Origin of the sequence: Edaphosphingomonas haloaromaticamans, from assembly GCF_001853345.1 — a bacterium.
Lineage (GTDB): Bacteria > Pseudomonadota > Alphaproteobacteria > Sphingomonadales > Sphingomonadaceae > Sphingomonas_E > Sphingomonas_E fennica.
The window spans coordinates 1,749,601-1,767,724 of sequence record NZ_MIPT01000001.1 but is presented as its reverse complement, the minus strand read 5'-3'; the positions used below and the strand labels follow the sequence as shown (position 1 = coordinate 1,767,724).

Here is an 18,124-nt window from a genome sequence, read left to right as displayed (position 1 = left end):
CNGCNANCACCGAGATCTNCACCATCGAGTCCGGATATTCGCTCGCGGTATAGGGGTGGACATAGCGATGGCCATAATGGCGGATCGTCGCTTCCGGGGCCTTGTCGAGATCGATGAGCGTCCGTTCGGCGCGCGCCACCCAATCCCGATAATCCGTGGGCGGGAGGTCGAGAAGCTTATAGGCTTCGCCCAGCATCTGCAGGAACTGGCGCGCGGATTCACGCTCATGCGGCGGGGCGTGATGGCGGAAGACGAGGATCGCGTCGGACAGCGTCACCTCGACCCCGGCAGTGAGCGGGTCGGACGGCAGCTTGCCCGATTGAACCGGCGTCGGCAGCAGATAGCCGAGTTCCGGCCACAGGCCGCCAACCGCGCCGTCGGGGCTGGTTTTTGTGGCGCGGTAATAAGCGTTCATCGCCGTCAGGTTCTGGAAATAGAGCACGTTGCCGAAGGCGGGCTCGTCGATGCGGAAATAGATCATCCCGCTGTTGAGGCCGCGCTGCGCCGCCTCGACACGGCCTTCCGCTCCAAGGGGATCATCGTCCCCGTCAAGCGGGTAGAGATCGCGCGGCATGAACGGAATGAGGGCGGGCATCGACGGCGTGAAGGTGGCCGTCATGCGGATATGCTCGAGCGCATCGCCGCCGGCCCTGAGCACGATGGAGTGGTTGCCCATGGCGCTTCCGAGCTCAAGCCGCATCGTCTCGCCCGCATGCGCCGCAACCTTCTGGCAGGTGAAGGCGGTCGGCAGGAATGCGGCACGCAACGCCAGGCCGCCGGCACCTTCACGGCGGATGAGGACCCACACCGAATCCCGCGAGATCAACACCTCGCCGGCGAGATCATTGATATCGAAACGCGCCGCGATCCGCCCTTCGCCGTCGGCCAGCGTCTGTTTCAGGCCGATAACGAAAGGACTGGCCGGGCATCCGGTCCGGCCAGTCGCCCCGCGGCGCCGGGACGCACCGGACCTGACAGGCCTTAGCCCCGTGCGGACCATGGCAATCAGGCCGGCATATCCGCGCCGACATATCGTTCATATTCTTCGGCATAGCGCCTGGTCAGCATGGCCTGGTCCGCGGCCGAAGCCTTTTCCTTGAGGTCGAGGAACCAGTTGCCCTCCTCGGCATACATATGATGCGCGACCGCGCCCTCGATATGCTCGAGCTTGTCGATGAAATCCTGGCTCATGGGGTCCAGCTTCTCGAGAAGCGCCATCTGGACCTTCACCATCGCCTGCTCGTCATATCCCATGCTGGCATGGGCCTTCTCGCCATCTTCGGCGAGCGCGGGATAGATCACCGCCTCCTCCGCGATCGCATGGCCGGTCAGGAGGAGCCCGAGCTGGTTGAGCGCGGAGCTGCGGCCCGCGGCATCCGCGCTGGCCTTCACCTCGGCAAAGGCATCCTCGAGGTCCATGTGATGCTGCAGGATCTGGTCCAGCCAATCGCCCGGGGCGGCTGCGCTGGTCGCCTTCGTGCGCGCTTCCAGGCGGGCTTGCTCGGTCTCAGGCGGCGTAACGGCGGCTATGAGGCGGTCGAGGACGGACATCGGCATTCTCCTGATCGGGACAGCCAGCGGCTGGCACCATGCCCCGAACAACCGGCGCCGATGGTCGGCGTTCCGGCCGGCCGGGCGAAATCAACACCGATCAATACGAATCCCGCATCGCCAGCACGCATGCCGATGTGGCGAGCATGCGCCGCCGGCAGACGGCTCCGGGCGGAAGGTGGCCGCGCATCATTGCCCTTCCGATCTATCCTTGTCCGCCCTCTGCCGCTCCGCGATTTCCGCGGCCGAGATCAGGTTCTGGCCGGTCCGCGTCGCGGCATCCGGCGTCATCGTCACCGCCACGCCATCGGGTCCGTCGAGGACGACGAGCCCATCTTCGGCGCTGGCGATACCGGCTTTGGTCTGTGGCTGCGGAACGGCGGGCGGTGCGGGCATGAAGCTATGGCCTTGGATTTGAGGGCGGATTTGAGGGCGAGTGCTCGGGCGGGGCGTAGTCGATATAGAGATAGGCGGGATTGAACTGCCCGCGTTCGGCCAATCGTTCGGGATCGAGGATTTCGACGAGCGAGGATCGGAAAATGCAGAGCCGATCTTCGCGCAGATGCCGCATCACCCGGTTCACATGCACATTGGTGAGGCCGCATATCTCGGCGAGATCATTCTGGGTGAGGCCGAACGCGAAGCGGCGACCATCGCTGAGGCCGGCCGATACGAGCCGCACATTGGTCTCGCACAGGAAATGCGCAACGCGCCCGATCGCATCGAGACGGCCGAGGCGGAACAGCCAGGCGCGGTGGATGGCGGCATCGATGAGCGTCGCGAACCAGAGCTTGCGGGCTAGTCTGGGCATCTCGCGCGTGATGGCGTCGAGCGCCACGTGCGGCACGATCGCCACCGTCGCCGCGGTCATGGTCGCGACATCATGGTCGAGGATCTTGAGCGGATAGGCGTGCAGATCGACGAAATCGCCCGGAACATGCACCGCCACGAGCTGCCTCAGGCCGCGCCGGTCATCGATATAGCGCGACATGATGCCTTCCAGCAGCAGCGTGCTTTGCTGAAGGGATTCGCCCGCGCGGGCGATCGTCTTGCGGGGTTCAACCGTCTGAACCTCGACAATGGCCGCCTCGAGCCTTTCGCGCTCATCAACCTCGAGGCTGACACCACGTTTATCTCTCAGGAAACGTTCGGTGAACACGGCAGACCATCCTCCGGGGTGGGCCAGGATGCATCGGCGGTCGCGCCGTGCTTCTCCCCAACGGGCGACGTGGCCGGGTGTTGCGCCGGCCCGGGCGCAATCATGATGACGCAGGTTAATTTAGCCCCGGCCCCGGCAACCGCCCGGCGTTGCCTGGGTTCTTAGGCCACATCCCGCCATTGGCGTCGCGGCCGCATGTCCGGAACCATCCCGGCCGGCCGCCTCGTCCAGGCATCGAGCGAAGATGAGGATATCACCATGGCCAGGACACCGGCATCGGGCAAGTTACCCGCGAAATCCACCGGCGGCATGACGTCGCCAGAGCTGGCGGGGGTGGATGTCGGAGGCGAATCGCCGCAGAAGGCCTCGCCCCTGCCCGCCGATGCCGCGATCTCCTTTTCCTATGACGAGCCGCAGGGTAGCGGCGGCGAGACGCGCCAGGCCGCCGACCGCGACGTGGCGACGCTCACCACCCAGCAGGGCATTCCGGTGGCGGACGACCAGAACAGCCTGAAGCAGGGCAAACGTGGCCCCACCCTGCTCGAGGATTCCCATTTCCGCGAAAAGATCTTCCATTTCGATCATGAGCGGATTCCCGAGCGCGTCGTGCATGCGCGCGGCTATGGCGCGCACGGCTTCTTCGAGCTGCCGACAGCCTGGCCGATGTCAGCCGGGCCGATATCTTCCAGCGCGTCGGCGAGCGCACGCCGGCGTTCGTGCGCTTCTCGACCGTCGCCGGCTCCAAGGGATCATTCGATCTCGCCCGCGACGTGCGCGGCTTTGCGGTCAAGCTCTACACGCAGGAGGGCAATTGGGATCTGGTCGGCAACAACATCCCCGTCTTCTTCATCCAGGATGCGATCAAGTTTCCCGATCTGATCCACTCGGCCAAGCCCGAGCCCGACCGCAACTTCCCGCAGGCGCAGACCGCGCATGACAATTTCTGGGACTTCGTCAGCCTGACGCCGGAGAGCTTCCACATGATCATGTGGACCATGTCGGATCGGGCGATTCCCCGTTCCTTCCGGACGATGGAGGGCTTTGGCGTCCACACGTTCCGGCTGCTCGACGCGGAGGGCAGATCGACCTTCGTCAAGTTCCACTGGAAGCCCAGGCAGGGCCTGCAATCGGTCGTCTGGAACGAGGCGGTCAAGATCAACGGCGCCGATCCCGATTTCCATCGCCGTGATCTGTGGGACGCGATCAACGGCGGCGATTTCCCCGAATGGGAGCTGGGCGTGCAGCTGTTCGACGATGATTTCGCCGACGGCTTCGACTTCGATGTGCTCGACGCCACCAAGATCATCCCCGAGGAGCTGGTGCCGGTCCGCATTGTCGGCCGGCTGGTGCTCGACCGCGTGGTCGACAATTTCTTCGCCGAGACGGAGCAGGTCGCCTTCTGCACGCAGAATGTGCCGCCCGGCATCGACTTCTCGAACGATCCCCTGCTTCAGGGGCGCAATTTCTCCTATCTCGATACGCAGATCAAAAGGCTGGGCGGCCCCAACTTCACCCATATCCCGATCAACGCGCCCAAATGCCCGATGGCCCATTTCCAGCAGGACGGGCACATGGCGATGCGCAATCCCAAGGGCCGTGCGAACTATGAACCCAACAGTTGGGGCGCGGCTGATGGCGGACCGCGCGAGGACCCGGCCCGCGGCTTCACGAGCTTCGCCGAAACCGCCGACGGCCCCAAGCAGCGCATCCGTTCGGAGAGCTTCGCGGACCATTACAGCCAGGCGCGGCAATTCCTCGTCAGCCAGATGCCGATCGAACGGAAGCATATCGGCGATGCGCTGGTGTTCGAGCTTTCCAAGGTCGAACGGCCCGATATCCGATCGCGCGTCGTGTCGCATCTGCTGAACATCGATGCGACGCTTGCGGCAACCGTTGCCGATGGCCTGGGGCTGGCGCTTCCCGATCCCGCCGTGGCGGCGCGCGAGCCGATCGCCGACCTGCCCGCTTCCGACAAGCTCAGCATCGTCAAGAACGGGCCGGCCAGCTTCAAGGGGCGCAAGCTCGGCATCCTGCTGAGCGATGGCGCGGATGCGGCGATCTTCACGGCACTGTTGAAGGCGGTCGAGAAGGAAGCGGCGGTTTATGAGGTGATCGCGCCCAAGATCGGCGGTGTGACACTGTCCGACGGCACGACCGTCTCTGCCAAGCACAAGATCGACGGCGGACCCTCCGTCCTGTTCGACGCGGTCGCGATCTTGGTCTCGGCGGACGGTGCGGCGCTGCTGTCGCGCGACGCCGCGGCCAGGGATTTCGTCACCGATGCGTTCGCGCACTGCAAATATATCGGGATCGGCGCCGAGGCCGAGGCGCTCTTCGCCGCCGCCGGCATCGCCGAGGATCTCGACGAAGCCTGCCTGCCGCTTGGCAAAGCCGCAGACGCCGCCCCGTTCATCGAAGCCTGCCGCGCGCTGCGTTTCTGGCCACGGGAACTGGCGGTCGATCTCGACGCGCAGCCCCAGGTCTGATCTATCGGAGAAGCGGGGTCTGCCGGGCCAGATCGTTGCGGATCGTGGTCGCGGCGACACCGCCCTCGCCCATGGCATGGCTGATCTGATCGAGGCCGAGCACGACATCGCCGGCGGCATATAGGCCCACGACGCTGGTGCGCTGATGCGCATCGACCTTCAGGCATCCCTCTTCGGACAGGTCGGCGCCGACCTGTCCGGCAAGCTCCGAGCGGGCATCCGAGCCCAGCGCAGGGTAGAGGCTGTCAAATGCCCGTGGCCCGGCTTCCAGATCGACCAGGATCTCATTTCCGTCCAGCCGGATCGCGCGGCAAGGCCCGGCAATGCCGACTCCCGCTTCGCCTAGCAAAGCCCGCTGCTGTGCCGAGAGTTGGCGCGCCGCCTCAGGGGCGATCAGCGTGACATTGGCGGTGTAGCTGCGCAGGAACAAGGCTTCGTTGCACCCGCGCTCGCCCGTTCCCAGTACGGCGACGGCTCGGTCAGTCACCTCGTAACCGTCGCATATCGGGCAATAGCGCAGCCGGCCGGCGGCCACCGCACGCGCGTGCGTGGAATCATCGATCATGGGCGGGCGGCGATTGACCACGCCGGTGGCAAGCAGCACCGTCCGCGCCCGGATCGTCGATTGATCCGTGCGGGCGAGGAAGTCTCCCTGCCGCCGCTCGAGCGCATCTACGTGGCCGTTGCGAAGCTCCACGCCAAAGAGGCCGGCTTGCGATCTCATCCGGGCCAGCAGATCGGGGCCCGTTATCCCTTCCGGAAACCCGGCATGATTGCGGGTCAGCGGGATGAGGCTCGCCCGGCTCTGCCCCGCGTCGATCACGATGACGGCGAGATGGAACCGAGCCAGATAGATCGCGGCAGTCAGCCCCGCCGGGCCGCCGCCGATAACGAGGCAATCGCAGATACCCTCCGCGGAAGCGATCGACGGGTCGACCGCTTCTGGCGGGTGGGGCGCCGGGGAGGTCCCGTCTATTACCGGGCCTGCGCCATGAGTTCGGCCTTGCGCTCGGCAAGCTGGACGCCCAGCGCCTTGAGGTCGAGATCGCTGTCGCGGCTCTCGGGGAACATCTCGCTCTCCTCCTCCTCGACATGATGCTCGATATATTCGCCCAGCACCGTCACCTTGGCGTCGAACAGCCGGTCGCCCGCCTTCATCGCCTGGATCTCCGCGATGAGCTGCTTGGCGCTGGCATGCTCGACCTCGGCCTCGTCGAGCAGATCGTCGTCGTCGATCGCCTCGCGCGCGGCGGGATAATAGATTTCTTCCTCGATCTGCGCGTGGACCGTCAGCGCCAGGCAAATCTTCTCCGCGAGCGCCTGCTTCGCGGCATCGTCCTCCAGCGTCTCATAGTCCTTGAAATAGCCCTTCACTTCCTTGTGGTCGTTCTTGAGCAGCCTGATCGCGTCGACGGGCTTGCCTTCGGCACGCACATTCTTGCGGGCGACCTTCGAAGCCGGTCTGGTCTTGGGCGCGGGTTTCGCGGTCTGGGCGGTAGCCATGCAGTCTCTCCGAGATAAGGGAAGCGCCGAAATCCGGCATATTCCCCTCGATGAACCTTCCAGCCCCTGAAAAGACCCCGCACGCTGCCGTGAATTAACCTGCGTCAGCGCGATTTCCGCCCTCCTGCCCTGCTATCCGGGCGCGCCAACGACCGATTGATCGCCCGCCCCGCAGATCAACCCCACCGCCCAATCTATCGCGGTGTCATGGGCTATCCCGATTGCGGCCCTATGCCTGCTGCTGCGACTCCGCGCGCGGCGTTCCGCAGGTGGTGGTCTCCGCCGAGGCGACCAGCGCCCGGATGGCCTCGGCGTCGGCCGGCGATGCGGGATTATAGACGACCATGCCCAGTTCCGGCCTGCCGTCGACCGAGAAGGACGAGAATTCCAGCTCGATAAGGCCGGCTTCGGGATGGTGGATGCGCTTGAACCCCTCGCCATGGGCGACGACATCATTGTCCCGCCAGAACGCATCGAATTCGGGGCTGATGCGCACAAGCTCCTCGACAAGCCGGTTCGCTTCCTCGCCCACGCCGGCACGGGCGACATCGGCGCGGAACGCACCGACCACCCAGCGCGCGACGCCTTGCCAATCGTCCTGAGCCGTGCGCGCCCGCGCCGTGCCGAACATCAGCCGCAGGATGTTGCGCTCCTCCCGGGGGATCTTCGCATAATCGGTGAACAGCGTGGCGGCCGCCCTGTTCCAGCCGACCACATCCCAGATCGCCGTCTTGATGATCGCGGGGCTACCGAGCGTGTCGAGCAGACGCCGCAGGCGAGGCGAAACGCCTTCGACCGGCTTGTAGAGCACTTCCGGCGGCCGCCCGAGCCCGAGCATGTAGATATGCTCGCGCTCGGGCTCGGTCAGCATCATCGCCCTGGCGATGCGGTCGAGCACGTCGGCGGACGGAGCCCCGCCCCGCCCCTGCTCCAGCCAGGTATACCAGGTTGGGCTGATATTCGCGCGCTGGGCAAGCTCCTCGCGGCGCAGCCCCGGCGTCCGGCGGCGGCCGCCCGTATAGCCGAAGGCCGCGGGATCGAGCCGGGTGCGCCGGTTGCGAAGAAAGGTTCCGAGCTGGTTGGCGGATTGGGCGGGCACCATGCGATCCTGTTGGTCCTTATACCATGATAAGGTCACTACTTTAACAGGTTGATATCTAGCCCGAGATCAGTCCCCGGACAATTCGGAGATATTCCATGCGTGTTTTACTGACCGGCGCCACGGGCTTCATCGGATCGCATATCCTGCCCGAACTGATCGGCGCGGGCCACGAAGTGCTGGGCCTCACCCGCTCCGACGAAGGCGCCCGTCGGCTGGAACAGGCGGGCGCGCAGCCCTATCGCGGCACGATCGACGATCCGCGGAGCCTGTTGGCCGGCGCAGAGCAGGCCGATGCCGTGATTCACACGGCCTTCGATCACGATTTCTCCCGCTTCGTCGAGAATTGCGCCAAGGACGCCCGGCTGATCGAGGCCCTGGGCACGGTGCTTGCGGGGACCGGCAAGCCCTTCATCATCACCTCCGGCACCGGCATGGGCAGCAACGGTCCCGGCAAGCCCGCCACCGAAGACACTGTCGACTGGAACAATCCCAACCCGCGCATCGCATCGGAAAAGGCCGGCGCGGATGCGCTGGCAAAGGGCGCATCGGTCGCGGTGGTGCGCCTGCCGCAGGTGCACGACACCCTGAAACAGGGGCTGATCTCCCCGCTGATCGCCATCGCGCGCACCAGGGGCGTTTCGGCCTATATCGGCGATGGCGACAACCTCTGGCCCGCCGCGCACGTCACCGATGTCGCCCGGCTGTACCGGCTGGCGCTTGAAAAGCATGAGGCCGGCATTCGCTACCATGCCTCCGCGGAGGCGGGCGTCCCGGCGCGGGCGATCGCCGAAGCGATCGGGAACGGGCTGGGCCTGCCCGTCATCTCCCTCGCCCCCGAAAAGGCGACGGAGCATTTCGGCTGGATGGGATCGTTCATGAGCTACGACATGCCTTCGTCAAGCGAATGGACACGCCGGCGCCTCGACTGGCAGCCGGACGGGCCGAGCCTGATCGCCGATCTGGAGGCGATGGATTATGGAACCTCGCCTTCCTTCAGCAGGTAGCAACGCCGGGCTGAAATACGCAGCGCACGTCGGATCCACTGATAGCTAGGAGCGCTGCCTGCGCGGAGATCGAGAGGATCATCGAAGATCGAATTTCGCGTTCCGGGAGCGCTTCACCGGAGACAGCGAAAGCCGCGATAAAATCCGCGCATAAAAAACCCCGGCAAGTCGTTGGACTGCCGGGGCTTTTCATGGTGGGCGTGGCAAGGATTGAACTTGCGACCCCTGCGATGTCAACACAGTGCTCTACCACTGAGCTACACGCCCGCCGTGAGGCGCTCCCCCTAGCGAAGGGCCGGGGGCTGCGCAAGCCGGTTTGCGAAAATTTTGCGCCTTATCCTCAGATTTCCGTCGCGCTGCCCACTTCGAACATGCGGTCGACCTCCATCACGAGGTCGCGCAGGTGGAACGGCTTGGACAGGACCTTCGCGGTGGGCGGCGCGGCACCGCCCTTGAGCGCCACCGCCGCGAAGCCGGTGATGAACATCACCCGCATCGCGGGCGCGATCACCGCCGCGCGCTGGGCAAGCTCGATCCCGTCCATTTCCGGCATCACGATATCGGTGAGCAGCAGATCGAACGTCTGGCTTTCCAGCAGCGGCAGCGCCGCCGTGCCGCGATCGACCGCGGTTACCTTGTAGCCGGAGCGATCGAGCGCGCGCGCAAGATATTCGCGCATCGAATCGTCGTCTTCGGCCAGCAGGATTCGAATCATCACGGTCCCCAAGGCGGCAGACCCGCCGCCCGCGCCTGTGGCTGCTTATGCGCCGGCCAGTTAAAATTTTCCAGTCCGCAACGGCCGGACCGACGCCCCGGATTGCGCGCAGGTGGCGGCCCGCTTAGGTTTGCACATCATGCGCCCGCCGATTTCATCCGTTGAGACAGCCGAAGGCTTCATCCGTCTCGGCCCCACGGCCCCGGCCTGCCCCGTGCTGATTTCGGTTCCTCATGCCGGGCGGGATTATCCGCCGGAGCTGCTGGAAATGTCGCGTGTGCCGCGGGCGAGGCTCGAGGCGCTGGAGGACAGATATGCCGACCTCCTCGTCGACGAGGCCATCGCCGCAGGCACAACCGCCTTCATCGCGCGCCGCCCGCGCTGCTGGATCGATCTCAACCGCGACGAGCGGGAAATCGATCCCACCATGATCGATCCCCGGCCCCGTGCGCATGACGTGATCCTGAGCACCAAGGTCAGGGGCGGGCTGGGCCTGGTGCCCCGGCGGATGGCGGGCGTGAGCGAGATATGGGCGCGGCGGCTGGACGCGGAGGAGCTGGAGGCCCGCATCTTCAGGGATCATCGCCCCTGGCACGCGGCCATTGCCTCCACGCTGGAGGAAGCCCGTCGCCGCTTTGGCGTGGCGCTGCTGATCGATTGCCATTCCATGCCGCAGCTTCCGGCCCATGGCGGCGGCCAGCCCCCGCGGATCGTGCTGGGCGACCGCCACGGCCGCACCGCGCCGCCTTTCCTGATGGATCGCCTGACCCGCATCGCGGAGGAGCATGGTTTTCCTTGCGCGCGCAACAGCCCCTATGCCGGCGGCCATACGCTGGACCGCCAGGCCCATCCCGCCCGCGGCATCCATGCCATCCAGATCGAGGTGGACCGTTCCACCTATCTCGCGCCCGACCTGCGCGGCCCCGGCGAGGGGCTCCCCCGCATGCGCGCGCTGATCGCCGAAATGGTGGCCGCGATGGTGGAGGAGCTTTCCGCCCCCCTCGCCCGCGCCGCCGAATGACCTGCGGCACATAAAAAACCACCTCGTGCATTGCGGCACGAGGTGGCCAAGGTTCAGGGAGGAAGCGCGTCAAAAGACGCGCTCATGCGCGGTCGCGAAAGGGGGACACGCCCGCGCACTGATGGGAAGATATGCCTCGCCACCCCCGATTTCAATATCTGCAACCAAGTTTTTCGGCAGTGCGGCGTCCGGTGCAAACCGGACGCCGCTCATTCCCGCTCACCCGGCGGGAAAGCCCGGATCGAACCCGCCGATCCGGGGTGGGATGACGATCAGACCTGCAGCTGCGGCTGCTGGGCCGGAACCTTGCCGGCCTGAAGCTGGCGCGCGAACAGATCGCGGATCAGCGAAAGCGAGAAAAGGTGGGCATAGACCAGCGCCAGCAGGCCGGACTGGATCAGCTTGCGAGCCTGATCGCCGCGCAGTTCGCGCAGCTTGTCCTCCGCGATCATCTGGAACCCGCGATAGATGAAGGGCTGCGGCGCGCCTTCCGGCTGGATCGAGACTTCGCCGTCGATCAGCAGCTTCAGATCTACCAGTTCCTGCATGAAGGCGGCGGTGCGCTGGCCGGCCTGCTCGAACTGCTCGCAGAAACCCAGGATGCCCTTGGTCGCATCGGAAGGCTGGCCGTCGGCGAACAGCGCCGCGCCCTCGCCGCCCTGGCCCACCGTGTCGGACGTGGGATCGAAGCAGAGCGAAAGCTCCTCGCTGTTCGGCTGCAGCTTGGCGAGCATGAACGGGTAACGGCGGACATAAGCGGGGATATAGGCATCGCCCGCCAGCTTGCCGTCTTCGCCGACGAACATGTTCACGCCTTCGTTCAGGCCCATCAGCGCGAGCGGAACCGGATTGGGACCGGACGAGAAGACGATCGGATAGTGGCGCTGGGCGAGGCCGAATTCCTCCACCGTCAGCGGCACCGCATGGACGCCGGCCAGGAACGGCACGCTATCCCGCTGGCGCAGGACATAATCGGCGTGGAGGCTGCTCGAAAGCGGCTGGAGCTGGTTGTAGAAAAGCGGCAGGCCGCTCGGCGGTGCGCTCGCCATGTAATGAGGTCTCCCGAACCTGTCTTTGCGGCCCGGGAAGGATTCCCGGACCTGTGAGCCGGTTCGTCTATGGCCCCTCGCGCCGGGAGGCAAGTTCCGCCTGGATCTTCGGCTGCTTTTACCTTGGCACCAACTTGCCCGGATTCATCAGCCAGCGGGGATCGAGCGCGGCCTTGATCGCCTGCTGCGCCGCCAGCCGGGCGGGATCGGCGAGGCGGGCATATTCGGCGAGCTTGGTCTGGCCGATGCCATGTTCGGCGGAGATCGATCCGCCGGCCGCGACGGTGAGGTCGTTGACCATCCGGCTGACGGCGGCGCCGGTTTCCGCGAGCCAGGCCATCCCCTCCGCCCCCGTGGCCGGGATGCCGGCCGGGGCGCGGACGTTGAAGTGGACGTTGCCGTCGCCAAGATGGCCGAAGGCGATGACGCGGGTGCCGGGGAAGGCCGCCTCCACCGCCACGCGCGCCGAAAGGATGAAGTCAGGCATCGCCGAAACGGGAACGGATATGTCGTGCTTCGCCGCCATGCCGTCCGCCCGCTCGGCATCCGAGATGGATTCGCGCAGCCGCCACAAGGCCTCGGCCTGCGCCTCGCTGGCCGCGATCGTGGCATCCCCCACCCCGCCATCGGCCATGGCCTGGCCCAGCACCTGGCCCAGGGCATCGGCGGGATCGGCGGCCCCCTGCGGCGCGGTCGCCTCGATCAGGGCATGCCAGCGATGGGCGCCGCCAAGCGGGGCCCGGCTGCCGGGGATGTGGCGGATCACAAGGTCCAGCGCGTCGTCCGGCACCAGCTCGAAACTTTCGACCGCTTCCCCCGTCGCCGCTTCCAGCCGCCGCAGCAGCGCCAGCGCGGCCTGCGGCGAATCCAGCCCGGCCCAGGCCACGGCCCGCCGGCCGATCGCGGGCACGAGCCTGAGGCTGGCGGCCGTCACGATCCCCAGCGTGCCTTCCGCCCCGGTGAGAAGCTGGCGCAGGTCATAGCCGCGATTGTCCTTGCGGAGCGCGGAAAGCCCGTCGAAGCGCGATCCATCGGGCAGGACCGCCTCGATCCCCAGCACCAGCGCCCGCATCGGCCCGAAGCGGAGCACCTGCGTGCCGCCGGCATTGGTGGAGACGAGGCCGCCGATCGTGGCCGATCCCTTGGCCGCGAGCGACAAGGGGAAGCGCAGGCCGTGAACGGCGGCGGCATCGTGGAGATCGGCGAGCACCACGCCCGCCTCCACCACCGCCACGCCATCGGCCGCCGAGATCGAACGGATCGCCCGCATGCGCCGGGTGGACAGGATGAGCGCCGATCCATTGGCCGGCGGCGTGGCGCCCGCCACCATCGACGTATTGCCCCCCTGCGGCACCAGCGGCACGCCGGCGGCCGCGCACATCGCCACGATATCGGCGGCTTCCGCGGTGTCGGCGGGCGACAGCAGCGCCACCGCGCTTCCCCGCACGCGGCCGCGCCAATCGATCGTCCAGGGATCGATATCGGCGGGATCGGCGGTGAAGCCGCGCGGCCCCAGCCGGTTCGCCAGGCATTCCAGGAATGCGGGGTCGGGTGGAGACGAAACCATCGTCGAACGCTATAGCGGCGGCTTCGCCCAACGGAAACGACATCCAATTAAGCTCTTGTTCAACCGCGACGGGGAATCGATGCCAGCCATTATGCGGGCGAATTCATGATCGGGGCGGAATTGCTGTCCGCGCTGCTGCTGTCGAGCGGTGCGGCGCCCCCACCCGAATCCGCCGCCGTGACGGCGCGATTCGCCCAGCTTACGATTCGGGAAAGCGTGATCATCCGCGTGCCTACCCGCGGCCGCCAGGCCATCGCCCCGATCGAATGGAAGGAAGGCAAGGGCCCGAAATGCCTGCCCATGTCGGAAGTGGCGGGCGCCACCGCGGNGGAGGAGGACAGCGTCGACATCATCCTGCGCGGCGGCGGCCGCGTGCGGGCGGNGTTCGAGGACGAATGCCCCGCGCTCGATTATTATAACGGCTTCTACATCCGCCCCACCGAGGATCGGCGCATCTGCGCGGGGCGGGACAGCATCCACGCCCGGTCCGGCGGCGAATGCCAGATTCGCCGTTTCCGCACCCTCACGCCGGTCGAAGGCAAGAAGAAGTAGCTCTTCGAGCGGCCGAATCGCCCGTTCCGCTTGACAAATCGCGCCCTTCCGCCCAAGCGCCCCGGAAGGAGCGGCGTCGTTCTCGCACACCGCCACATTTCCAGGTCGCTTATGACTTTCGCCGATCTCGGCCTTTCTGACGAACTCCTGCGCGCCGTGGCCGAAGCCGGCTATGACGAGCCGACTCCCATCCAGGCCCAGGCGATCCCGCCCGTGCTGATGATGAAGGACCTCATCGGCATCGCCCAGACGGGCACCGGCAAGACGGCCAGCTTCGTGCTGCCGATGATCGACATCCTCGCCCATGGCCGCAGCCGGGCGCGGATGCCGCGATCGCTGATCCTGGAGCCGACGCGCGAGCTGGCCGCCCAGGTGGCCGAGAATTTCGAGAAATACGGCAAGTATCACAAGCTCTCCATGGCGCTGCTGATCGGCGGCGTGAACATGGGCGATCAGGTGGCGGCGCTGGAAAAGGGCGTGGACGTGCTGATCGCGACGCCCGGCCGGCTGATGGACCTGTTCCAGCGCGGCAAGATCTTGCTGACCGGATGCAGCCTGCTGGTGATCGACGAGGCGGACCGGATGCTCGACATGGGGTTCATCCCCGATATCGAGGAAATCTGCACCAAGCTGCCGGCCCAGCGGCAGACCCTGCTATTCTCCGCGACGATGCCGGCGCCGATCAAGAAGCTGGCCGATCGCTTCCTCAACAATCCGAAGCGGATCGAGGTGGCCCGCGTCGGCACCGCCAACGCATCGATCGAGCAGAAGCTCGTCGAATGCCAGCCCCGCGCCAAGCGCGAGGTGCTGCGCAACCTGCTGAGCGCCGACGACGTGCGCACCGCGATCATCTTCTGCAACCGCAAGACGACCGTGCGCGAGCTGACCACCAGCCTGCAGCGCCACGGCTTCCACGCCAGCCAGATCCACGGCGACATGGACCAGAGCGAGCGGCTGCGCGAGCTGGACCGGTTCAAGAATGGCGAGATCAACATCCTCGTCGCGTCGGACGTCGCCGCGCGCGGGCTCGACATCAAGGGCGTGAGCCACGTCTTCAATTTCGACGTGCCCTGGCACCCCGATGATTATGTCCACCGCATCGGCCGCACCGGCCGTGCCGGTGCCACCGGCAAGGCCTTCACCCTCGTCACGCCCGACGATGCCGAGGCGGTCGAGAATATCGAGAAGCTGGCCCAGCAGAAGATCCCGAGGATCGGCGAGGCGAAACCCGCCAGGGCGCCCGCTGCCGCTGCCGAGGAAAAGCCCGCCCGCCGCGCCCGTGGCGCCAAGGCGAAGCCCGCCGAGGCCGAAGCGAAGCGGGCCGATACCGAACCGAAGCGCGCCGATGCCGAACCGAAGCGCGCCAAGGCCGAGGATCAGCCCCGGCGCGAGGAAAAGCCCCGGCGCGAGGAACGTCCGGCCAAGGCGGCTGCCGCTGCCCCGCGTCATGAACGCCGCCCGGCGGATGACGGCCCCGGCGAAGGCTGGAACGGGCCGATCCCGAGCTTCCTCGATTTCGGTTTCGGCACGCGATCCTGATCCGCGCGTTTCGCGTTCCCCAAAAAAGCCGGGCCTGCCGTCCGCCTCCTGAAAGGCTTTCGACAGGCCCGTCCCCACATGCTTCGGGGGTTTGATCGAGGACGCCCTGTCAGCGCGATGCGAGCCGCATCGGACCGTTGAGGCGTGCGATCAATCGGGGGTCTCGATTATAGGGATCCTCCAGCATGGCGACCTTGCCGTCCGGCCCGGCCTGGGCCGTGAAATAGACCAGCCAGACCGGCCGGGCTGTGTCGAGCTTCACAGTCGTGGTCGTCCGCCCGGCGAGGCCCCGCTCGATATCGGCGGTGCGGCCATGATCCAGGCGCACCATCTCCTCGGCCAGCCGATCGATATCCTTCACCCGGATGCAGCCATGGCTGAACGCCCGGGAAGGCTTGTCGAAATAGGCCTTGGCCGGGGTGTCGTGCAGGTAGATCGCATGGGCATTGGGCATGTCGATCTTGATGCGGCCCAGCGCATTGCCCGGCCCCGGCCGCTGCCGCACCGCATAACGCCCGCCGCCGACCGGATAGAATTCATAACCCCTCGCCGGATTGACCGCCCCCGGCCGCAGCCGCGACGAGCGGATGATGCTGGCCGGCACGTTCCACCAGGGGTTCACCACGACGGAGCTTGCCGCCATCGCGATCTGCGGCGTGGGCGTGGCCGGCGCCCCGACGACGACGGTGTAGCTCGACACCGGCTTCCCATCGTCGACGAGGTCGAGCGTGTAGCTCGGTACGTTCACATAGATGTGATCGGCGCCGAGATCGCGCGGCAGCCAGCGCCAGCGTTCCATGTTGGCCGCCAGCCGGTCGCGCCGGCCGGCATCCGCAGGCGGTGTCGCGGCCAGCGCCTCGCGCAGCGCGGCATAGCGCGGATCGGCCGGCAGCAGCGACCGCAGCCACGGCCGCACCTGCCCGGCGGCGAGCGCCTGGCGCAGGCCGGCCTGCAGGCGGGCGGGATCGGCATCCGTCCGCTCGATATGCCAGTCGAACCCGGCCCGATCGGCGACCCGGCCGTTGAGATAGTCCCCGGCAAGCCTGAGCGCGGCGGCATCCGCGAGCGCATCCAGCACCGCACCGCCCTGCCCGCTCGCCATTTCCTGCCTTATCGCGTCGCCGCCATAGGGCGCGGCATCCAGCCCCTCGCCGGGCGCCGCGTCGATTTCCTCCAGCAAGGCCGCGACATCGGCGGGCTGCCACCGTCCCGCGGGGGCCGCCGCCATCGCCGCCGGCGCGGCGGTCGATGCCTCGGCCGGGCCGGCGCCCATCGTCATCGGCTCGCCCGCCAGGGCCAGCGTCGTCATTGCGGTGGCGCCCGCCGCCGCCAGCCAGCGAACAAGCCGGCCGGAACGGCGCAGACGGCCACCCACCGTCCTGCTCGTTTCCATGATACGCTCCGCAACTGGCGGCGCGATACATCCGCGCCGATGCACCGCGACGGCGATGCATGGCGATAGTCCTAACCCCGGCGCCGCCGATCGCACGGCCGCTGCGGCGAGGGCTCCCGCCCGCGCGACCATGATGGCCAGGGACCGCAGGAGCGCAGATTCGTCGCGCGGACCGTCAATTTCGTCCCGCTGATGTGGCCAGTTGCTGCCGGACTGCCAAAAACCCCCGGCATGGAACTCGCACTGCGTGACGAAAGCGTGATTTTGGGGCAGAACGGCTCGCATACCCACCGGGGGGTCACCACGTTCATGCCAGCCGCGAAATCCGATGCGCGATGGGCCGATGCCGTGCCGCTCACGATCGGGCTATGGCTGTTCATGCTGCTCGTCTTCATGCCGGGCATCATCGCGCGCCATCCGGGGGACTGGGTGGGCGTGGCGATCGATTCCTCCACCGTCTGCCTTTCGATCGGCCTCGGGCTGCTTCTCTTCATATTGTTTCGCGGCACGGCGGACTGGCAGGGCGGCCCGCGTCTGGTGCTGATGGTTGCCGCCACGATCGGCATGGCGCTGGCCAGCACCATCTTCGATCTGAAGTTCACGGATTGGGGCGCTCGCAACCTCGGCGGCAACTGGCTGGCGATCCCGGTCGATTTCAAGCGCGCCTCGCAATCGCTGCTCAACTATCTCTGCGTCTTCTCGGTCAATGTCGCGCTGTTCCAGTTCTCCTTCTCCCGCCGCCGTTCGCTGACCCGCGAACGCCAGCTCGCCGCCGCTGAGACCGCCGCGCGGCAGGCGGAGCTGGAGGCGCTGCGGCTCCAGCTCAACCCGCATTTCCTGTTCAACACGCTGAACGCCATCTCCTCGCTGATCGTGACGCGCCGGAACGAGGATGCGGAGGAGATGACCGACAAGCTCTCCAGCTTCCTGCGCGCCTCGCTCGCCTGCAATCCGACCGAACTGGTCCCGCTGGAGGAAGAGCTGGACCTGATGGCCGATTATCTCTCGATCGAGGCCGTCCGCTTCGGCGAGCGGCTCCGCGTGGAGATTAGCTGCACGCCGGAAGCCCGCGCCGTCCATGTGCCGGGCCTCCTTATCCAGCCGCTGGTGGAGAATGCGGTGAAATATGGCGTGGCCCGCTCCGCCCAGCCGGTGACGATCGCGATCGACGCGGTGGTGGACGAAGGCGACCTCTGCATCGTCATCACCAATGATGGCGGCGCGGGCCTGCCTTCGGTGAAATCGACGGCCACCGGCGTCGGCCTGCGCAACGTGCGGCGGCGGCTGGCGGCGCTTTACGGGGAACGGGCGAGCCTGGTGGCGGAGCCGGTGGGCGCGGGCTTCCTGGCCCGCATCTGCCTGCCGATCGACAAGGATGTCGTGGCCGCCCTGCTGCACCGCCAACAGGGATTGCCCCTTCCGCGCTGATGCGGGGAAGCCGCATTTCTGATATGGGCGGAATCGGCGTGTGGGGGCGATGTGT

The 18,124-nt window shown here is 66.9% G+C and carries 14 protein-coding genes, 1 tRNA gene and 1 pseudogene; 5 read left to right on the top strand and 11 right to left on the bottom strand.

Annotation, left to right across the window (positions count from 1 at the left end; genetic code table 11):
* Positions 1–1,005: 1,005 nt before the first annotated feature.
* The 3 genes from BHE75_RS08095 to BHE75_RS08085 form a co-directional block, all read right to left on the bottom strand.
* Entirely contained in the window at positions 1,006–1,551 is a 546-nt protein-coding gene (locus BHE75_RS08095) for a hemerythrin domain-containing protein (RefSeq protein ID WP_070935622.1), read from the bottom strand.
* Positions 1,552–1,740: 189 nt separating this feature from the next.
* Entirely contained in the window at positions 1,741–1,947 is a 207-nt protein-coding gene (locus BHE75_RS08090; protein ID WP_015460072.1) for a hypothetical protein, read from the bottom strand.
* A gap of 4 nt (positions 1,948–1,951) precedes the next feature.
* Positions 1,952–2,710 (bottom strand): Crp/Fnr family transcriptional regulator, encoded by a 759-nt coding sequence (locus tag BHE75_RS08085; RefSeq protein ID WP_070933570.1) that lies wholly within the window; start codon positions 2,708–2,710, stop codon positions 1,952–1,954.
* A gap of 309 nt (positions 2,711–3,019) precedes the next feature.
* Here BHE75_RS08085 and BHE75_RS08080 point away from each other — a divergent pair.
* A pseudogene (locus BHE75_RS08080) lies at positions 3,020–5,196 on the top strand (catalase).
* Position 5,197: 1 nt separating this feature from the next.
* Here the strand turns inward: BHE75_RS08080 and BHE75_RS08075 are convergent.
* The 3 genes from BHE75_RS08075 to BHE75_RS08065 form a co-directional block, all read right to left on the bottom strand.
* On the bottom strand, positions 5,198–6,103 hold the full coding sequence (locus BHE75_RS08075) for an NAD(P)/FAD-dependent oxidoreductase (protein ID WP_191225245.1): 906 nt from the start codon (positions 6,101–6,103) through the stop codon (positions 5,198–5,200).
* 68 nt (positions 6,104–6,171) lie between these two features.
* Complete coding sequence (locus tag BHE75_RS08070) at positions 6,172–6,699, bottom strand: hemerythrin domain-containing protein (RefSeq protein WP_015460068.1); 528 nt, start codon at positions 6,697–6,699, stop codon at positions 6,172–6,174.
* A 229-nt stretch (positions 6,700–6,928) separates the two neighbouring features.
* Positions 6,929–7,801, bottom strand: coding sequence for a helix-turn-helix transcriptional regulator (locus BHE75_RS08065; protein ID WP_070933569.1), 873 nt, complete (start codon positions 7,799–7,801; stop codon positions 6,929–6,931).
* Positions 7,802–7,896: 95 nt separating this feature from the next.
* Between BHE75_RS08065 and BHE75_RS08060 the strand changes: the two genes are divergently transcribed.
* A complete protein-coding gene (locus tag BHE75_RS08060; protein ID WP_070933568.1) occupies positions 7,897–8,805 on the top strand; it encodes an SDR family oxidoreductase in 909 nt (302 codons plus the stop codon).
* 192 nt (positions 8,806–8,997) lie between these two features.
* Here BHE75_RS08060 and BHE75_RS08055 read toward each other — a convergent pair.
* Both BHE75_RS08055 and cpdR read right to left on the bottom strand, forming a co-directional pair.
* Positions 8,998–9,072, bottom strand: a tRNA-Val gene (locus BHE75_RS08055).
* Positions 9,073–9,145: 73 nt separating this feature from the next.
* Entirely contained in the window at positions 9,146–9,520 is a 375-nt protein-coding gene (cpdR, locus tag BHE75_RS08050) for a cell cycle two-component system response regulator CpdR (protein ID WP_015460065.1), read from the bottom strand.
* 139 nt (positions 9,521–9,659) lie between these two features.
* Between cpdR and BHE75_RS08045 the strand changes: the two genes are divergently transcribed.
* The gene (locus tag BHE75_RS08045; protein ID WP_070933567.1) at positions 9,660–10,541 is read left to right on the top strand and encodes an N-formylglutamate amidohydrolase; all 882 of its coding nucleotides are present in this window, start codon (positions 9,660–9,662) and stop codon (positions 10,539–10,541) included.
* Between the two features lie 272 nt (positions 10,542–10,813).
* On the opposite strand, the gene BHE75_RS08040 is transcribed toward BHE75_RS08045, so the two are convergent.
* On the bottom strand, positions 10,814–11,590 hold the full coding sequence (locus tag BHE75_RS08040) for a SapC family protein (protein ID WP_015460063.1): 777 nt from the start codon (positions 11,588–11,590) through the stop codon (positions 10,814–10,816).
* A gap of 118 nt (positions 11,591–11,708) precedes the next feature.
* Positions 11,709–13,157, bottom strand: coding sequence for an FAD-binding oxidoreductase (locus BHE75_RS08035; protein ID WP_070933566.1), 1,449 nt, complete (start codon positions 13,155–13,157; stop codon positions 11,709–11,711).
* 663 nt (positions 13,158–13,820) lie between these two features.
* Between BHE75_RS08035 and BHE75_RS08025 the strand changes: the two genes are divergently transcribed.
* Positions 13,821–15,248 carry a DEAD/DEAH box helicase gene (locus tag BHE75_RS08025; protein WP_070933564.1) on the top strand — a complete coding sequence of 476 codons (1,428 nt, stop codon included), beginning with the start codon at positions 13,821–13,823 and terminating at the stop codon, positions 15,246–15,248.
* A 109-nt stretch (positions 15,249–15,357) separates the two neighbouring features.
* Here the strand turns inward: BHE75_RS08025 and BHE75_RS08020 are convergent, their stop codons facing one another.
* Positions 15,358–16,641: a L,D-transpeptidase family protein gene (locus BHE75_RS08020; RefSeq protein ID WP_070933563.1), complete on the bottom strand. Its 1,284-nt coding sequence runs from the start codon at positions 16,639–16,641 to the stop codon at positions 15,358–15,360.
* 231 nt (positions 16,642–16,872) lie between these two features.
* Here BHE75_RS08020 and BHE75_RS08015 point away from each other — a divergent pair, with 231 nt between their 5' ends.
* Complete coding sequence (locus BHE75_RS08015) at positions 16,873–18,069, top strand: sensor histidine kinase (protein ID WP_015460058.1); 1,197 nt, start codon at positions 16,873–16,875, stop codon at positions 18,067–18,069.
* The last annotated feature ends 55 nt before the right edge of the window (positions 18,070–18,124 follow it).